Below are 18,733 nucleotides of genomic sequence, written 5' to 3'. Positions count from 1 at the left end.
GCGAGGCTAGCTCTGCTTCAGCAGCTTCATCGGATCGGCGACCTTCTGCTTCAACTGCTCGAAGCTGCATTGCCGCGGCGCCTTGTCGGGCCGCCAGCGCAGGATCGAGGTGCCGTGGCGAAAGCGCTCACCGCTGAAATGGTCGTAGCAGACCTCGATCACGAGCTCTGGCTTGAGCGGACACCATTTCGCCGAGCGATCGGTGGACCAGCGGCTCGGTCCGCCCGGTGCATTGCCGGTGAAGCCGGGCTCGCCGATGAGTGGCTCCAGCCTGTCGGTCAGAGCGGGCTTCTCCGCGGCCTTGATCGCCGAGGTGAAGCCGACATGGTGCAGCAGGCCTTTCTCGTCATAAAGCCCGAGCAGCAGTGAGCCGACGACTTTCCGCCCCGAGATCTTGTTGGTCGCATAGCGAAAGCCGCCGACCACGCAATCGGCGCTGCGGAATTTCTTGATCTTCTGCATGCCGTCGCGATTTCCTGCCTGATAGGGCAGATCGAGGCGCTTGGCGATGACGCCGTCCGACCCGCCGCCCGACTGCGCCAACCATTTTTTTGCAGTGGCGTAGCTCATCGTCGTCGGTGAGAGACGGAACGTGCTTTCCTTCAGATTGGCCTTCGCAAATGCTTCCAGCGCCGGCCGTCGCTTGCCAAGCGGCTCATTGGCGAGATGCTTCTCCTTGCTGTCGCGAGCAGATCGAAGACAAGATAGAGCGCGGGCGTCGTCTCGGAGAGTTTGTTGACGCGGCTTGCGGCGGGATGGATCCGTTGCAGCAGCGCGTCGAAGGAAAAACCTTTGCCCAGCGGTACGACGATCTCGCCGTCGAGCGTGAACCCATCCGCCCGCAGCTTCTGCGCAGCGGCGACGATTTCAGGGAAATACCGGGCGAGGTCCTCGCCGGATTTCGAGCGCAGATCAATTCTGCTGCCGTCGCGCGACAGCAGGCAGCGAAAACCATCCCATTTCGGCTCGTACTGCCACTCCTTGCCGCGCGGTATGGCATCGACGGAGCGCGCCTCCATGGCGGTCAGCATGGCAGCGTTTCGATGGTTTTTTCGACGGGGAGAGGCCACTGCGAACGCTCTTTGACCCAGAACATACCCTTCCAACACCACGCGCGTGCGTTTGCTCCTCCCGGAAGCCGTGACAATTTATTATTATGCGCACGTATTATGAGTCACATAGCAAATGTTAGGCGCGTCATGAGCGACGAAGACACCTGGCGGAGCGAATACGCGATCGAGACGTCTGCAACCGCAGAGACGATCTGGAGCATCTTTCGCGATGTTCCGGGCTGGAAAACCTGGAATGCAGGCATCGAGCAGATCGACATCGATGGGCCCTTTGCGGCCGGCACCTGGTTCACGATGACGCCCCCCGGCGAGCAGGCGCTACGCTCGCGACTGATCGAGGTGCGCGAGAACGCATGCTTCATCGACGAAACGCGGGTCGGCGATCTCGTCGTCAGGGTCGCCCATCGCATCGAGCCCCTTGGATCGGCGCGCACGCGCGTCGTCTATGCGGTCGACGCAAGAGGGCCGCAGGCGTCCGAGATCGGTCCGGCTGTCGCGTCGGACTTTCCCGATGTTCTCGCCAGTCTCGCCAAACTCGTCGAAGCGAGATCGGCATGATTGCGGCCGGCAAAAGATAACGGCCGGCGAAGCGCCGGCCATTTTCGAAATCATCGTGCCGCGAGGTGGATCAGACCGCGGAGGTGATCCACTGCTGGAGCTTCGCCTTCGGCGCCGCGCCGACCTGACGGGAGGCCATCTCGCCACCCTTGAAGATCATCAGGGTCGGGATCGACATCACGCCGTACTTCGACGCGGTCTTCGGGCTCTCGTCAACGTTGAGCTTCACGATCTTGACCTTGTCGCCCATCGCACCGGCGATCTCGTCAAGCGCGGGTGCGATCATGCGGCAGGGGCCGCACCATTCCGCCCAGAAGTCGACGACCACAGGACCGTTCGCCTTGAGCACTTCGGCTTCGAAGTCGGTATCGGAAACCTTGCCAACGGCCATGGGAGTACCTCACTCGGTTGAAAGAGAATCGGCGCGACGTGGAATCGCGCCCGGGATCATGGCGTCAACCTATGAACGGCTCCTTGCCGGGTCAAGGACGCTCACGCCGACATGAAGGGATGCCAGCGCCGCGTCCAGCGCGGGGGCTGAAATCTCCATATATTCAAGGGCCTCGGTCCAGAGCAGGACGGCGCGGATCGGCTTTTGGGGATAAAGCCGCGCCAGCACCGCCCGATACAGCGCAAGCTGGCGGACATAGGCGGCGAGGGCTTCCGCGGCGCTCTTGGGGGCGGTCTGGCTGGTCTTGAAATCGACGATCAAAACCTCGTCTGGACGAACGACCAGCCGGTCGATCTGCCCCGACACCAGCGCCGGCGGGCGGCCCGGCCGGTCGAGTTTCCCGACAATGGCGACCTCCGCCCGGCTGCCCTCGGCAAACACCGGCGCAAAGCGCGGTTCGGCGATCAAGGCGAGCACCTTGTCGACCAGTGTGACGCGATCGGCCTCGGCCCAGTCGCCGGCATTGCGGGTCATGAAGCCGAGCGCGGCCTCGCGCCGGCGCTTCGTGGCAATGTCGGGCAAGGACTGCAGCAGCCGATGCACCAGCGTGCCGCGCTGCAGCGCCAGTGCGCGCGACTGGACTGATTCGCCAGTCCGAACCACGCGACCTTCCTCGACCGACTGCCCGGAGGGACGCACCGGATCCTCGTCGACGCTCTCACGCGGCGCAGGCGTCCGCAACCAGTCCGGCAAGATGATGGTCTGGTCCATGCTTGTCGCCGGCGTGCCCAGCGCTGGGACATCCTCGGGGCGCGCAGATCGGGTCGCCTTGCCGAGCGGCGTTTCGATCGTCTGCTTGTCCAGGCCGGAGCCGGCGAGCCCGCTGTCGATAAGGTCGTACCAGCTCAGCTTGCGGACGGCTCTCATGTTGCCGGGCAGGCAGCCGCCGACGATCAGCCGATCGGCCGCGCGCGTCATCGCGACATAGAGCAGACGGCGATATTCGTCCTCGGTCTCTTCCAGCATCGCCTTGCGCGCGTCGGCCACGGGCTTGGGATCGTCCGCCTTGCGCCCGGCCCAGACCACGACCTCGCCGCCATTGCCGCGCGGCACGTGGATCAGCCGCATCCGCTGCGAGTCCGCGGGCGACGAGGTGGTGTCGACCATGAACACGACCGAAGCCTCGAGACCCTTGGCGCCATGCACCGTCATCACCCGCACCTCGTCGCGGGTGATTTCCATGTCGCGCTTCACCTCGGTGTCGGCCGAGCGCAGCCAAGCCATGAAACCCTGCAGCGAGGCCGGTGCCTTGCGCTCGCAGTTCAGCGCCAGCTCCAGAAATTCGTCGAGCGCGTCGTTGGCCTCATGACCAAGCCGGCGCAGGATTCGCGCGCGGCTGCCGTCGCCGCCGAGCAGCCAGGCATAGAACGCGAACGGCGTCTCGTCGCGCGCCCGGATCTCGCAGGCTTCGAGGCGCCGCAGCACGGTTGCGAACTTGTCGCTTCCAGCGGCATGCTCGCCGAGCGCGCGGCGCAGCGATCCCTTGCGGTTATGGGCAAGCTGAAACAGGTCGTCGTCGTCGAGACCGAACAGCGGGCTCTTCAGCGCCACCGCAAGCGCGAGATCGTCCTGCGGCAGCAGCAGCGCATCGGCGAGGTTCATCAGATCGATGATCGCGATGTGCTCGGTCAGTTTCAGCCGGTCGGCACCGGCGACGGGAACGTTGGCGTGCTTCAGCGCCTGGATCACCGCGTCGAACGCGTTGCCGCGCCGGCGCACCAGGATCAGCATGTCGCCGTAACGCAGCGGCCGCCGCTCGCCCTCATGTCCCGTCAGCGTGCCGCTCTCGACCAGCCGCTTGATCTCGGTCTGAATGCGGCGGGCAAGCTTGACCTCGGGACTGGTGACGGCAACGCCGTCGAACGGCGCGCGCCAGCCCTCGATGTCCTGCCGGTCATCGGCCTCGGCAAGATCCCACAGCTCGATCACGCTCGGGCCGGCGTCGGCGAGCGCATTGTGCAGGGGATGGCCGATCTCGACCGAATGAATGCTCTTGTAGATCTGCGGATCGCGGAAGACGTGGTCGACCGAATGCAGGATCGCGGCGCCCGAGCGGAACGAATAGGTGAAGGCGACCGGATCGAATTTCAGCCCGGCGGCGGTGAACTTGCGGTCCAGCTCGCGCCGCCGCGCGTCGAATTCGTGCGGCGCCGCGCCCTGGAACGAGAAGATCGACTGCTTCTCGTCGCCGACGGCGAAGACCGTGCGGTTCAGCCCCTCGCGCGCGCCTTCGCCGGCAGTGAACTCCGAGATGATGTGCGCGACGATGTCCCACTGCCGCGGGCTGGTGTCCTGGGCCTCGTCGATCAGCACATGATCGACGCCCCGGTCGAGCTTGTAATGGACCCATCCGGAGGAGATGCGGTTCAGCAGCGCCAGCGTCTTGTCGATGAGATCGTCGTAATCGAGCAGCCCGCGTTCCTGCTTCTCGCGGCGGTAGTTCGCAGCGGCGGCCGTCGCGATATGCAGCAGGGCCGCGGTGCGATCACGCACCGTCACCGCACGGCGCTTCTCGACCAGTCCAGTGACTCGCTGCGCTTCGTTTTCGAACAGGCGGGCGACGGATGGGTTGTGATCGCAAAACTTCTTGGTCAGCACCGCCTTGCGCGGCAGCTTTTCATCGGTGAGAAAGACGCCGAGATAGGCATCGACCTGTGCCGCACCGGAGAACACTTTGGCCTCGCGCAGCCGGCTGGCCTGGTCGTTGTCGGACTTGCTGCCGTCTTCCAGTGCAAAGGCGATGTCGTCCCAGCGCGAGCGCGGCAGGAACGGGCCATCGAGAATCTCCGTCTCGACGTCTTCAATACGGTCGCTTGCGTTGACGCCGAGGACGGCGGCCATCTGTTCAGCCGCTGCCGTGGCGTCGCCGGCTTCATCGGTCCAGGCCATGAAATGGTCGCGGCTGAGACAGGCCTCGCGCACGACCTCCTTGAAGGTGACATCGGCGGCGCTCGCCATCGCGGTCAGAAGGGCTCGGCCGGTAACGCTTTCCGGATCACGCGCGGCTTCCAGCAGCACCTTCAGATTGGCGCGCTCCATCATGTCGGTCTGGTCGCGCTCGTCGATCACGGCGAAGCGCGCCGGCACATTGGCCTCGAACGGGAACTGCTGCAGCAGGCGCGTGCACAGCGCGTGGATGGTCTGCACTTTCAGTCCACCAGGCGTCTCCAGTGCGCAGGCGAATAGTTTTCGCGCCTCGCGGCGCAGCTTTGCATTGGGATGCGGGATTCCGACCGCGCGGATCGCCGCATCGAGCCCGGTGTCGTCAAGCGTCACCCAGTGACCCAACGTGGTGAACACGCGCTCGGCCATGTTGGCGGCAGCGGCCTTGGTGAAGGTGATGCAGAGGATCTTTTCCGGCGGCACGCCCGACAGCAGCAGGCGGATCACGCGCTGCACCAGCACATGCGTCTTGCCCGACCCGGCATTGGCCGACACGAAGGCGGAGGCGGTCGGATCGGAGGCACGCGCCTGTCGCGCGCGCACTTCATCCGGGATGGGGCGGGGAGCCTTCACCATTCTTCGATCCCCAGGCCGCCGGCCGCGGACCATTCCTTGATCCGGGCGAGATCGTCATAGGCGCCGTAGCGGTTGGACCACATCGGCAGGTTCAGCGAGGTGTAGGGCTGCTTGTCGTCGTCGAAGGCGCGGATCAGCGTCTCCAGCTTGGCCCGCGCTTCCGCCGCCGCGATATCCGGTGGCTGCGGCTCGTCGCCTGGCTTGTACTTGAGCTCGAGAATGCGCTCCTCGCCCGGCGGATTGTTGCCGCTCAGGCGGACATAGACGAGTTGGCTCACCGACGCGCCGGCGTCGATATCCGCGAAACCGCCTTCGCGCAGGATCGCGGCTTCCAATGTGAGCTGCGGCGACAGGCCCATGCGGACCTGTTTGCCTGTCGGCGGCTGTCCGGTCTTGTAGTCGAGAATCGCGTACCCGCCGCCCCGACGGCGCTCGATGCGGTCGGCGCGCGCGGAGAGGCGGAAGCTGCGTTCGTTGTCGAGCCTGATCGAGATCTCGCCGCGGGTCTCCGCGGTGATGGCTTCGATCGAATCGCGGCGCGCCGTCTCCCATTCGCCGAACCAGCGCGCGATGCGCTGGAAGCGCGGCCACCACAGCGCCCGTGCCTCGGGCCGCTCCATCAGCGGCGCAAAATGTTTTTCGCCGATCGCGCGCAGCACACGGGCGGGATCGTCGGGCAGATGCGCGGCGAACGTTTCGGTGAATTCACCGAGCGCATCGTGGATCGCCGAGCCGCGGTCGGCGGCCGACAGCGGCATATCAACGGGATCGAGCGCAGCGAGCTTCAGGATGCGTTTGGCGTAAATTGTGTAGGGATCGCGCAGCCAGTCTTCGATTTCGGTGACCGACATCGTCAGCGGTCGCGTCGCGCGCGGCGGCCGTGGCCCCGGCTGCTTGACCGGCTTGACCTCGGCGGGCTGGTCCAGCGCGCCTGCGAACTGCACGTATTTCTGGCCGGCGCGAACAGCGGCACTCCAGAGTTCGTCGCCTGCGACCGCCTCTAACCGGTGCAGGAAGCGCGAGGCCACCGCCGGCGCGCCGCCGGCCTTGGCGGAATGGGTGAGGATCACCTCGCCGCCGCCGAGCAGTTGCGCAAAGTCGTGCGCCGAGAGGCCGATCCGGCGCTCCGGCAGATCGAGACCGAGCTCGTGTCGCATCGGCCGGCTGAGCCAGGGATCGATGCGCGGCGCCGGCGGCCAGACGCCTTCGATCAACCCGCCGATGATGATGCGGTCGGCCTGCATCAGGCGCGATTCCAGCGGACCGTAGATCTGCAAGCCCGCGCCCGGCTTATCCGCCGCCGCACCGCGCGATCGCCGAACGCAGTCTGGAAGACCTCGGCATAGTCGGACAGTGGCACCATCAATCCGCTGGTCGTGCCGCCGCGCAGCAGGTCGTCGAAGGCGCTGGCGAGCGCGAGGCCTTCACGCCCCTCGAAAGCGAGTGGAACGCCCTGCTCGTCGCGCGACAGCTCGATCATGATCTCGCGATGCCGATGCCCAAGCTCGGCGAAGTCAAACGGCTTCGATGACGCCAGGCTCTCGATCGGCGCCAAGGCTTTTGCAAGGCGTCGATCAGCGCCTGGATGCGGTCGAGATCCTCGGCCTTGAGACGCGCGCGCGGTTCGGCCTTGTGCAGCGCGGAGGCCTCGCTGCGCCACAGCTTTGCCAGCTCGTCGCGAAAGCGATTGAACTCACGCAGAAGGCCGCCCGTGCCTGCGGGCGGGCGCGTGCCGCGCAATATCGCGAGCTCCAACGCCTCGATCGCCGTCTTCCATGCGCCAGGCAGCCGGCCGAGCCGGCACAGCGGATGTTTCAGCATCGCGAGCAGCGTCGGCGGCTCCAATCCCTTGGTTGCCGCCTCAGCCACAAGGCGCGCAAACACGCCAGCGGAGGTTTCCATCAGCACGTCGCCGCCGGAATCGTCAAAGGCGAGATCCCATCGGGTTAGCGCGGCCATCACGCGCCGCGCCAGCGCGCGATCGGGCGTCACCAGGGCCGCCGATTTGTCGAGATGCCGCGCCTCGCGCATGGCGATCGCGATGGCGAGCGCCTCCATTTCCGGATTGGGAGCTTCGACCACCGCGAGATCTTTCATGCCGCCGGCGATCTTTGCTGCGACATCCGGTTGCTTCAGCCGGTCGTGCCAGACTTCCGTCTTGGCCGAGGGGCGCATCGATTCGGAGGCCAGCAGATCGCGGCCGCCTTCGGCCGGCGGCTGAAGGATCTCGACATCGCTGCGCTTGATGCGGAAACGATCCAGCAGCGCGTGCATGGCATATTGCGGATGGTTCGAGGCCGGATGCTCCGCGAACTTGCCGAGGGAATCTCGCACGCCGCCGATGCTGCGCCAGGCGTCCTCGTCGAGATCGGTGTCGAGGCCCGGCAGCACCACCGCGCCATGCGGCAGCGATGCAACCGCATGCAGGAATTTCGCCGTGGCCGGCATCGATCCGGTCGAGCCCGCTGCGATCACGGGCCCATGGGGATGCGCGGTCAGCCGTTTGGCTTCGGCCGCGATCAGGAGATCGCGCCGCGCCGCCGGCTCGATCCGGTTGATCTCGGCGAGATGGCCGGGCCAGGCGATGCGGGCGATGCGCAGGAATTCGAGCGAGTGCTGCCAGTAGCGATCGAGCTGGTCCGGCACCAGCCCATCGAGTGCGCTCCAGTCGACGCCGCGCGTCACCATGTCGTCGATCAGGCGGGCGAGGTCGCCGGCCAGCGCCAGCGTCGAAGCGGGACCGCCGACCACCAGCGGCGCCAGCACCGGACCCTTGGCCCAGGCAGCAACGAGTTGCGCCAGCGTCAGCCGCCGTTCCAGCTCGCCGAGCCGCGGTGGAATGTCGAGCGGCGTTGCGCCGGAAAACTGCTCGCCTTCGTCGGCGAAGGCCAGTTCGTCCTCGTCGATGTCGCCGAGCGCGACGATGCGCGGCAGCACCACGGCGTTCGCCGCCATCTCGTCGAGGAAGATCTCGCGGACGACGCGCATGGCGCGCCGCGTCGGCAGATAGAGCGTGGCGTCCGCCAGCCGCGCCGGTTCCCTGCGCGCCTCGAACCCTTCGACCAGCCGGCCGTCGAGCAGGCTCGATACGATCGTGCGCAAGAACGGAACTGAGAGGGGAACGCTGAAAACGCGCATGGGCTGCCTGATTCGGGAATCAGGCGCCAATATAGGGGGCGGACTCAAATGGATATGGGCCGGGGCGAAATCGTCCCCGCTGTTCGCGGCGCTGGGACGGTTTCGTAGGGGAAAAGGGCGTTAGCGCCGCGCCCACGACGTCTCTCACCGAATTCTCAGCTTAAGCGGTGGGCACGCTTCGCTTTGCCCACCTACGGCACCGTGTTTGGGGCGACCTACGCCACGCTCTCCAGAAACGCCTCTTCCGCGGCGTGCACCGCATCTGGCGTGCCGACATGCATCCAGACGCCGTCGAGGCGGAGGCCGAACAGGCGCTCCTGCTCATTGGCGCGGTCGAACATTTTCGTCAGCGAGAACTCGCCCTGCGGTGCGTCCGCGAAGATCGTCGGCGACAGGACGGCCGCGCCCGCATAGACGAACGGGACGATCTCTTTTTCCTTGCGCTTGCGCAGCGCACCGTCGGGCAGCATGCCGTAATCGCCGCGGCCGCCATAGCCGATGCTGGTCGCCGTCGGTGCCATCAGCAGCAGGATGTCCATACGAGCGGGGTCGAAGTTTTCCGCGAGCCGGGTCAGATTGGAGCGCACGCCGTCGATCCACAGCGTGTCGGAATTGACGTGGAAGAACGGCGCATCGCCGAGCAGGGGCAGCGCCTTGACCACGCCGCCGCCGGTGCCGAGCACCTGGTCGCGCTCGTCCGAAATGGTCACGCGGGGATGCTGGCGCGTTGCAGTGTGATCGATGATCTGGTCGGGCAGATAGTGCACGTTGACGACAGCCTCGGTCACGCCGGCCAAGGCGAGCTTGTCGAGCACGTGGTCGAGCAACGGCTGGCCGGCCACCGGCACCATCGGCTTCGGCATCTTGTCCGTCAGCGGACGCATGCGCAGGCCGAACCCTGCGGCGAGCACCATGGCTTTGGTCGGTTTGACGGACATCCTTCGCTTTCTCGAACCTCTGGTATCTCTGCGATCGTGGCAAGCCTAGCACGGGCCCCGGTCAGCCGCACCGCATCTCAACCGCCTTAATCACCCGCCGTGACGGTTGTGCGACGTGTGTTGCCGTCACGCCCCGGCGGCTGTGGAGCGCGCCTTTTTCTTCCTGTCGCCTTGCTTGAGGAAATTGACGCCGATCTGGTCGCCATTGACCCAGGCCAGTTCGCAGCGCCGGTAAGCCAGTCCGGTCGACGACAGCAGCAGAAAAAATTCCTTGAGGTGGAGGCCTTCGACCGAACCGCCGATGGTCAGCGTGGCGCCGCTCTCGGAGACATCCTCCATGGTGCATTCGCGCCGCCAGGTGCCGTCGATCGCCATCATCTGGGCCGAAATCCCACGTTCGAAAACAACCCTGCTGTTCCCGCGCTGGTCCGTCATGACCGCCGTCTGCCCTTGCTCCAGCCCCGATTTGCCCGGCTGCCCGCGGGCGATGATACCGATGCGATGGCTAACAGCCGGTAAACCGGTTTGGGCTCAGGATCGGGGCGGCGGGACGTTGGCGAGATACCAGTCGCGCAAATGCTCAAGGGTCGGATGCGCGAGCGAGCGCTGCAGATAGGTCCAGATCCGCGGCTGGTGGCGCAGATAATGCGGCTTGCCGTCGCGGCGATTGAGCCGGGCGAAGGTGCCGAGCAGGCGCGTGTTGCGCTGCGCCGACATGATGGCATAGAGCTCGGCAAAACCGGCCGGATCGAAGCTTGCATCGTCAATGCGGCGCGCCTTGATGTAGCGCGACAGCAGCGTCAGTTCGAGGGGTTCGGGCACGTCGATGCGGGCGTCCTGAAGCAGCGACACCACGTCATAGGAGTGCGGTCCGAGCACGGTGTCCTGGAAGTCGATCACGCCGACTCGCGCCATGCCGGTTCGCTCCGCGAGCCAGATCAGATTGGGCGAATGGTAATCGCGGATGATCCAGGTCTTCGGCGCGGCCAATGGCTTCTTCAGCAGTTCGCGCCACATCGCGAAGAACTCCGTGCGCTTCTCGTCGCTCAGCGGCACGTTGCGATCGGGCAGATACCATTCCGGCATCAAGCCGATTTCAATCAGCAGTGCGTCGGTGTCCCAAGCGGGAATGGCATAGGTTTTCCCGTCCAGCGGCAGCGTCTCCGGCAGAGCCTTGCCGTGTAGCACGGCCAGCACGTCGGTCGCGGCTTCATAGCGCTCGGTGATCGGGCGCGGTGGATCACCTTCGATCACGCCTTCGCTGCCGAAATCCTCCGAGATCAGGAAACCGTGGTCGAGATCAACATGGTGGATCGCGGGCGCCGAGATTCCTGCCGCGCGCAGGCCCTCGTCGACGGCGACGAACGGCTTGATGTTCTCCGCAAGATGCACCGCGGCGCTGTAGGACTTGCCGTGGTAGATCGCGGCGCCGTCGGGGCGCTGTGGCGAGTTCATGAGGATGACGACGCCGTCGACGCGGATCAGCCGCGCATAGGAGCGCGTCGAGGCGTCGCCGGCCATGCGCTTGCGGCCTGCGTCGATATAGCCGGACGCATCGAGGAATTCGCGCAGCGCCTTCAGCCGCGCGACCGTCGCCGCCCCCTTGCCGTAGCCGGTGACGTCGGCGGCCCGTGCATTCGAGCCCAGCGCCGGGCGGTGCGTCAGCGCGATGTCGATGCGGTCCGCGGGCATCGCCGACGGCGCACGCTCCGGCCATTCGATCAGCACCAGCGTGGCATCCGGCAGGGGCGACAGCCCGATCTCCTCGAGCTCGCTCTCGTCTTCGACGCGATAGAGATCGGCGTGCATCACCGGAAATGCGGCCAGCTCGTAACCCTGCACCAGCGTGAAGGTCGGGCTCGGCACTTCCAGCTCTTCGTCATCGGCGAGATAGCGGATCATGGCGCGAGCCGCGGCAGTCTTGCCGGCACCGAGATCGCCGGTGAGCGTGATGACATCGCCCGGGCCGATCAGCAGCGCGAGATCGGCCATCAATTGCGCGGTGGCTGTCTCGTTGTGAAGCGCAACGGAGAATGTGGCCTGCACAATCATTCGGCGGCGTCGCGATGCGCCGCCTGGTCGGTCGGGAAGTCGCAGATCACGACCGTGCCTTTGCCGACAACCAGATCGACCTGCACCTTGCCGCCATGCAGCTCGACGAAGGAGCGAACCAGCGACAGGCCGAGCCCGGCACCGCGATGACGCGAGCCCTGCGAGCGGCTTTCGAACCAGTTGAACACCTTGTCCTTCATGTCGGCGGGTATTCCAGGGCCGGAATCTGTCACAATGAAGACAACGCTGCGCTCGGTGCGGCGGGCGCTGATCCCGACTGTGGAATCCTGCGGCGAGAAGCCGACGGCATTGGCGAGCAAATTGTAGAGCACCTGCACCACGCGCTTCTCGTCGCCGACAAAACTGCCGACATCGGGCGCGATCTCGACCTTGAGGCGGATGCGGTCGGTAGCGAGCCGGTCCTGGATGCCTTCGGCGGCGAGCTCGATGGCCTTGCTGACGTCGACCGGACCGAGTTCCAGCTTCATGGCGCCGGCGTCGATGGTGGCGAGATCGAGAATGTTGTTGGTCAGCGCCAGCAGCGCATTGGTCGATTTGGTGACGTAATCCAGGTATTCGGCCTGCTTCGGCGTCAGCGGCCCCGTCGAGGGATCGCTGAGGAAATGCGCGAAGCCGATGATGGTGGTGAGCGGCGAGCGCAGCTCGTAGGAGACGTGGTGGACGAAATCCACCTTCATCTGGTCGGCGGTCTCCAGCGCCTCGTTGCGCTCGCGTAGAGCGCGCTCGACATTCTCGGTGTCGGTGATGTCCTGGAACGTCAGCATGGTGGCGCCGTCATGCAGCGGGCGGATCATACCGTCCAGCACGCTGCCGTCCTTGCGCTCCAGCTTGAGCGGCACGTCGGCGCGGTTCTCGATGGACGTGATGGCCTCGCGGATCTGGCGCCAGACCACGGGATCGTCGTACAGCTGATGGCACCAGCTCTCGACGGTCTGGATATGCGGTTCCTCGCGCATGGCGTCGCTAGACAGCTTCCACATCCGCAGGAGCGCCGGATTGAACAGCTGCGCCCTGCCGTTGCTGCCGAACACGGCGACGCCTTCGGCGAGGCTGTCCAGGGTCTCGCGCTGGACCCGGATCATGCCGTCGAAGCGGCGGGCGAGCTCGAGGCTTTCGGTGACGTCGTCGAACAGATAGGTGACGCCGCCTTCGGGATTCGGCGTGGTGACGACGGACAGCGCGCGGCCGTCGGGCAGGTACCAGGTGTCCTTGGCGGCCTCGACCGCGCGATAGGCCTCGTGCAGCTTGGCCTTCCAGGCGCGGAAGTCCGGCTGCTCCGGCAATTTGCGGGCGGCGCGGAGCCGGTCGAGCACGCTGGAATCGTCGGGATTGGCGTCGAGGAAGCTGCGGTCGAGGTCCCACAGCCGGCGGTAGGAATCGTTATAGAAGGCGAGCCGGCGCTGGCCGTCGAACACGGCCACGCCGGAGGAGAGCTGGTCGAGTGTGCGGCGATGGGCTTCCGCCATCCGCACCAGGGCTGCGCTCAGCGCGTCCGCTTCGCTGGCGTCGATCGCGACGCCGACATTGCCGCTGCCGACATTGACGGCGCGCACGTCGTACATGCGCCGCTCGCCGCCGGTCACGATCGGCAGCCGCGAGGTGAAGCTCGCGGCGTCCTTCAGGCTGTGCTCCATCGCAGTGCGGTCGGCCCTGTCGAGCAGCTCAAGCTTGCGCTCCCGCGCATCAGCGATGCTGGCGGCTTCCGTGGCGCGCACATAGGCCGGATTGGCGAAGGTCAGCGCGCCGTTCTGGCCCTTGGCCCAGATCGGCCATGGCGCCGCAGCGGCGAAGCCGCGCAGCATCTCGGTTTCGTCGGACAGCGCCTTATAGCGCAGTTGGGTCTCGGCCAGATCGCGGCGCAAGCCTGAGAGTTCGCGAATCCGGACAATGGCTTGGCCGCCGATGGCGCGGCCGATTGCTTCCAGCGTGTGGCCGTTGGCGGTGGTCAGCGTGATCTGGAAGCCGTCGCCGCGCTCGCGCAGGGCATCGACGGCGTGATCCATTTGCAGTGCCGGTTCCGGCGGTAGCCAGGTTCCGAAGGCGAGCACGCGTTGCGGCGACGAATCGCGCGGCAGCACCAGCGCGATGTCCCCGGAGATCTGCGCGCGATCGTCGCCGGCAGGCCAGGAGATCAGAACCTGCGGTTCTGCGAACAGCAGCGCGCCGAAGCGGTCGGACTGCAGCTGGAGTTCCCGGATCCGCGCGCGCAACGCCGCCTCGGTCTTGGCCTTGCCGACGCGCGTGCGCATCAACAGGATCGCGGCCACCACGGAGAAGCCGAGCAAAGCCAGCGCGGTGGCCAGCACCGCGAGCTCCTGCCGGTTGAAATCCAGCAATATCGAGAGTGTGTCGACGAGGTCGGCGGCCTCAGCCGGCGCAGCCGGCAGCAACGCTGCGAGAGCGCCTCCCAACAAGCCGTTGCGCGCCAACGAAGTGCACGACAACAGCGTCCGACGCATCGACACGATCACGCCTGACATAGTTGCCCCAAGACCGCACGAATTTGCGCGCGGCGACCCCCGCCGCACGCGAATCAAACGACAATACCCTCACCGTGACTCCACCGGTAAGAGTCCAGACCGTGAACGCAAAGCTGGCCCCAAAAAATGCCGGGCGTGGGTTCCAGTCCACGTCGTTCTTCGGGATGATTGCTCAATTCGGTTAGCGCCCGGTCGAGCCGAAGCCGCCGGCGCCGCGATCGGTCGAGGACAGCGTCGCGACCGGAACCAACGCGGCCTGGACCATTGGCGCGATCACCATCTGCGCGATGCGCTCGCCGCGCTTGATCACGAAGGAGTTGCCGTGGTTGATCAGGATGGCCTTGATCTCGCCGCGATAGTCGGCGTCGATCGTGCCGGGCGAGTTCAGGACGGTGACGCCGTGCTTGGCCGCAAGCCCCGAGCAGGGCCGCACCTGGGCCTCGTGCCCGGGCGGCAGGGCAATCGCAAGCCCGGTCGGCACCAGCGCATATTGGCCGGGCGCCAGCGTGATCGGTTCGCTGTCCGCCACCGCAGCCAGCAGGTCGAGGCCGGCGGCCTCCGCGGTCTGATAGGCCGGCAGCGGCAGGCCTTCCGCGTGGGGCAGGCGTTGCAGTTCGACCGTGACTTTGCTGCTCAAGATGCCGGCTCCAGGGATTTGTCGGTCACGCTTTTCACGATATGTGCGACCAGTTCGATGGCGACCTGTTCCTTGGTCATCACCGGCCAGGAATCAACTGCAATCTCGCCGTTGCTCTCCAGCATTCTTGCTGATGAGGTGCACGGTATTGCGGTCGCCGCCCATCACGCCCGTCGCGGGCGAGACGTCATTGGCGACGATCCAGTCGCAGCCCTTGCGGGCGAGCTTGGACTTGGCGTTTTCGATGAGATGCTCGGTCTCGGCGGCAAAGCCGATCACCAGCGGCGGACGCTTGTCGGCGAGCTTGGAAATCGTGGCCAAGATATCGGGGTTCTCGACCAGCTGAAGCGGCGGCATGCCGGCCGAACTCTTCTTCAGCTTCTGCTCGCCTTCATTGGCGACGCGCCAGTCGGCGACGGCCGCGGCGAAGATCGCGATGTCGGCCGGAAGTGCGGCCTGCACCTGCTCCAGCATCTGCCGGGCCGATTCCACGTGCTTTACCGTCACGCCCTGGGGATCGCTGAGGTCCACGGGGCCGCTCACCAGGATCACGTCGGCGCCCGCGGCCTGTGCCGCCGCGGCAATGGCAAAGCCCTGCTTGCCCGACGAGCGGTTGGCGATATAGCGCACCGGATCAATCGGCTCGTGTGGGGCCTGCGGTAATCAGCACGCGCTTGCCGGCGAGCGGACGGGGCACCGGCGGCGCAGCAGCCGCTCGGCGGCGGTGGCGATCTCGATCGCCTCGGACATGCGGCCGACGCCGGCCTCGCCCGCTTCCGCCATCTCGCCGGAGTTGGGGCCGATCAGCATGACGCCGTCACGCTGAAGCTGCGCGAGGTTGCGGCGGGTCGCCGCGTTGTTCCACATCAGTGGGTTCATCGCCGGCGCGATCAGTATCTTGCGGTTGGTCGCGAGCAAGATGGCGCTGGCGAGATCGTCGGCATGGCCGTTGGACATCTTGGCCATCAGGTCGGCAGTCGCCGGCGCGACCACGATCAGATCGCAGTCGCGGGCGAGGCGGATATGGCCGGCGTCGAACTCGCTCTGGGGATCGAACAGGTCCGTGTAGACGCGTTCATGCGAGAGGGCACTGACCGAGAGCGGCGTGACGAACTGCTCCGCCGCCTTGGTCAGCACGCAGCGGACCTCGATGCGCCGCTCCTTCAGCCTGCGGATCAGGTCGAGCGACTTGAACGCCGCGATTCCGCCGCCAATGATCAGGGTGACGCTGGCCTCGGGAAGGGCGCCTGTGCGCGCCGACGCGGGCGCGTGGGGTGCCTCGGGCGGTACAGCAAACGGCGTCAGCGGCTCCTCGCGGCCCTCGATCAGCTCCCGCAGGATGACCCGGACCTCTTCCTCGACCGATCTGTGGTTTTTGGCCGAGCGGAGCCGCAGATAGGTTTTGACGTGTTCGTCGAGCTTGCGGATGGTCAGGCTTGCCATAACGCTCCCCGGGGCCGGAATGATAGCGATGCTATCACTGGCGTGATTGCAGTGCAATCATAGATTCCGGACGGCGATCAGGATGCCGATGAAGGTCAGGGCAATGATCCAGACCGCCACGGTGCGCCAGCGGTTCTTGCGCCCTTCGCTGCGACCCATCGCGGCGATGCTCTCCGGCGACAGCCGGATGCCATCCCGCGTCATGGTCTCGAGCTGCTCGAGCACCGCGACCGAGCGGGCTGCAAGGTCCGGGAGGCGCATCAGGATGCGGGCGAGATCGCCGCCGCCGGCCAGCGCGCCCTGCACCCGGCCGATCGGTCCGAGATTGCGCTCGATCCATTCGCGCACGACGGGATCGGCGACCTTCCAGATGTCGAGCCTGGGATCGAAGCCGCGTGCCACGCCCTCGACCACGACCATGGTCTTCTGCAGCAGGATCAGCTCCGGCCGCGTCGTCATGTCGAACAGGCCGGTGACCTCGAGCAGCAGCGTCAGCAGACGCGCCATCGAGATTTCCTCGGCGGTGCGGTTGTGAATGGGCTCGCCGATGGCGCGGATGGCTTGCGCGAAATTCTCGACCGAGTGATGCGCGGGCACGTAGCCCGCCTCGAAATGCACTTCGGCGACGCGGCGATAGTCGCGGGTGATGAAGCCCAGCAGGATTTCGGCGAGGAAGCGCCGCTCCTTCATGCCGAGCCGGCCCATGATGCCGAAATCAACCGCAACGAGACGGCCGGTGTCGTCGAGGAACAGGTTGCCGGGGTGCATGTCGGCGTGGAAGAAGCCGTCACGCAGCGCATGGCGCAAAAAGCTCTGGATCACCTTGCGGCCGAGATCGGGCAGGTCGACCTGGGCTTCTGCCAGCCGCCTGTGGTCATTCAGCGCGATGCCGTCGATCCATTCCATCGTCAGCACGTTGTGCGTGGTGCGGTCCCAGTCGACATCAGGCACGCGAAAATCGGGATCGTCCTGCGTGTTCTCCGCCATCTCCGACAGCGCGGCCGCCTCGAGCCGCAGGTCCATCTCCATCGCGACCGAGCGCGACATGGTGTTGATGACTTCGATCAGCCGGAGCCGGCGTGCCTCGGCCGAATAGGCCTCGGCCTTGTGCGCGACGAAGAAGAAATCGGAGAGGTCGCGGCGGAAGCGGAGGCTACGTTCGGCCTGAGTACCTTGACCGCGACCGCCTTCCGGACGCCGTTGCGCAACACCTCGCCGCGATGCACCTGCGCGATCGAGGCGGCCGCGACCGCGGGGCCGAGGCTCGCGAACACATCCGTCAACGGGCGCTCCAGCGACGCCGCGATCACGGCTTCCGCCTCCGTTTGCGAAAACGGCGGCAGGCGATCCTGCAGGCTTTCCAGGTCACGCGCCATGGCAACGCCGACGACGTCGGGCCGCGTCGCCAGAAACTGCCCGAGCTTGAGATAGGCCGGGCCCATCCGGGTCAGCGCGCGCGACATCCGCGGACCATCCTGCGGGCCGCGCCGCTCGATCATGCGCGCAAGCTTCAGCGCAAGCTGTCCGGGCGGCGGCACCAGGCCCGGATCGACGGAGCCGAACACGCCCTCGCGCGCGAACACGAACGCGGCGCGGATCAGGCGCGAAATGTGGGTGATGGCAGAGATCACAAACGCCAGCCCGAATGCAGTGCGACGATGCCGCCGGTCAGGGTCTGAAAGCCGACGCGGGAGAAACCGGCGTCGCGGATCATGTCGGCGAACGCATTCGGCTTCGGAAACTTGCGGATCGATTCGACGAGATATTGGTAGGATTCGGCATCGCCCGTGACCATGCGCCCGAGCGGCGGGATCACCTTGAACGAGAACAGATCATAGATCCTGTCGAGGCCGGGCATCTCGACGGTAGAGAATTCGAGGCACAGGAAGCGGCTGCCGGGCTTGAGCACGCGATAGGCCTCGCGCAGCGCCTTGTCGATCTGGGGAACGTTGCGAATGCCGAAAGCGATCGTATATGCGTCAAAGCTGCGATCGGCGAAGCCGAGCGCTTCGGCATTGCCTTCGACGAAATCGACCTGGGTTTCGAGATGCCGCTTTGCGGCGCGCTCGCGGCCCACCGCCAGCATGTCGGAATTGATGTCGCAGACGGTGGCATGGAAGCCCGAACCTGCCGCCTTGGCGGCCCGGAACGAGATGTCGCCGGTGCCGCCGGCAACGTCGAGCAACGCGAACGGCCGGTCGCCTCGCGGCGGATTCAGCGCGTTGATCATGATGTCCTTCCAGACCCGGTGCAGGCCCCCGGACATCAAATCGTTCATCAAATCATAGCGCGACGCCACGCTGTGAAACACATCGTTCACCAGCGTCTGCTTGTCCCCCAGGGGAACGTCTTTGAAGCCAAAATGCGTGGTTTCGCCCGGCCGATCCATTACTCTACTCCACGACGCGGACCATAGCGCGGCCGCC

9 protein-coding genes and 4 pseudogenes are annotated in these 18,733 nt (G+C 66.0%); 1 reads left to right on the top strand and 12 read right to left on the bottom strand.

Translation table 11 applies throughout. From position 1 onward, the window contains the following. Positions 1-6 precede the first annotated feature (6 nt). Positions 7-1,019 (bottom strand): annotated as a pseudogene (locus ACTGJ9_RS05150) (ATP-dependent DNA ligase). A 180-nt stretch (positions 1,020-1,199) separates the two neighbouring features. On the opposite strand from ACTGJ9_RS05150, the gene ACTGJ9_RS05145 reads away from it, so the two are divergent. After that, complete coding sequence (locus ACTGJ9_RS05145; RefSeq protein ID WP_456676194.1) at positions 1,200-1,628, top strand: SRPBCC family protein; 429 nt, start codon at positions 1,200-1,202, stop codon at positions 1,626-1,628. Positions 1,629-1,698: 70 nt separating this feature from the next. Here the strand turns inward: ACTGJ9_RS05145 and trxA are convergent, their stop codons facing one another. The 11 genes and pseudogenes from trxA to ubiE all read right to left on the bottom strand — a co-directional run bounded on the left by trxA (position 1,699) and on the right by ubiE (position 18,696). After that, positions 1,699-2,019: a thioredoxin gene (gene trxA, locus ACTGJ9_RS05140; RefSeq protein WP_007598398.1), complete on the bottom strand. Its 321-nt coding sequence runs from the start codon at positions 2,017-2,019 to the stop codon at positions 1,699-1,701. Positions 2,020-2,088: 69 nt separating this feature from the next. After that, on the bottom strand, positions 2,089-5,598 hold the full coding sequence (gene addA, locus ACTGJ9_RS05135; protein ID WP_456676193.1) for a double-strand break repair helicase AddA: 3,510 nt from the start codon (positions 5,596-5,598) through the stop codon (positions 2,089-2,091). Continuing rightward, positions 5,592-8,736: pseudogene (gene addB / locus ACTGJ9_RS05130) on the bottom strand (double-strand break repair protein AddB). The gene addA and the pseudogene addB overlap by 7 nt, the downstream one beginning before the upstream one ends. Positions 8,737-8,951: 215 nt before the next feature. Further along, entirely contained in the window at positions 8,952-9,674 is a 723-nt protein-coding gene (locus ACTGJ9_RS05125; RefSeq protein ID WP_456676192.1) for a nucleotidyltransferase family protein, read from the bottom strand. 126 nt (positions 9,675-9,800) lie between these two features. Continuing rightward, positions 9,801-10,109: a PilZ domain-containing protein gene (locus tag ACTGJ9_RS05120; protein WP_456676191.1), complete on the bottom strand. Its 309-nt coding sequence runs from the start codon at positions 10,107-10,109 to the stop codon at positions 9,801-9,803. A 96-nt stretch (positions 10,110-10,205) separates the two neighbouring features. Next, the gene (tsaE, locus tag ACTGJ9_RS05115) at positions 10,206-11,726 is read right to left on the bottom strand and encodes a tRNA (adenosine(37)-N6)-threonylcarbamoyltransferase complex ATPase subunit type 1 TsaE (RefSeq protein ID WP_456676190.1); all 1,521 of its coding nucleotides are present in this window, start codon (positions 11,724-11,726) and stop codon (positions 10,206-10,208) included. Beyond that, the gene (locus ACTGJ9_RS05110) at positions 11,723-14,227 is read right to left on the bottom strand and encodes a PAS-domain containing protein (protein ID WP_456676189.1); all 2,505 of its coding nucleotides are present in this window, start codon (positions 14,225-14,227) and stop codon (positions 11,723-11,725) included. The genes tsaE and ACTGJ9_RS05110 overlap by 4 nt, the downstream gene beginning before the upstream one ends. A 181-nt stretch (positions 14,228-14,408) precedes the next feature. Beyond that, a complete protein-coding gene (dut, locus tag ACTGJ9_RS05105; RefSeq protein ID WP_456676188.1) occupies positions 14,409-14,864 on the bottom strand; it encodes a dUTP diphosphatase in 456 nt (151 codons plus the stop codon). Further along, a pseudogene (coaBC, locus tag ACTGJ9_RS05100) lies at positions 14,861-16,307 on the bottom strand (bifunctional phosphopantothenoylcysteine decarboxylase/phosphopantothenate--cysteine ligase CoaBC). Before coaBC ends, dut begins: the two are co-directional and overlap by 4 nt. Positions 16,308-16,364: 57 nt before the next feature. Next, a pseudogene (ubiB, locus tag ACTGJ9_RS05095) lies at positions 16,365-17,938 on the bottom strand (2-polyprenylphenol 6-hydroxylase). Next, positions 17,935-18,696, bottom strand: coding sequence for a bifunctional demethylmenaquinone methyltransferase/2-methoxy-6-polyprenyl-1,4-benzoquinol methylase UbiE (ubiE, locus tag ACTGJ9_RS05090; RefSeq protein WP_456676187.1), 762 nt, complete (start codon positions 18,694-18,696; stop codon positions 17,935-17,937). The pseudogene ubiB and the gene ubiE overlap by 4 nt, the downstream one beginning before the upstream one ends. Between the last annotated feature and the right edge of the window lie 37 nt (positions 18,697-18,733).

Origin of the sequence: Bradyrhizobium sp. RDM12, from assembly GCF_051917485.1 — a bacterium.
Classification (GTDB): Bacteria; Pseudomonadota; Alphaproteobacteria; order Rhizobiales; family Xanthobacteraceae; genus Bradyrhizobium.
The sequence above is the reverse complement of the archived record's forward strand: the minus strand, read 5'-3'. Positions and strand labels throughout refer to the sequence as shown.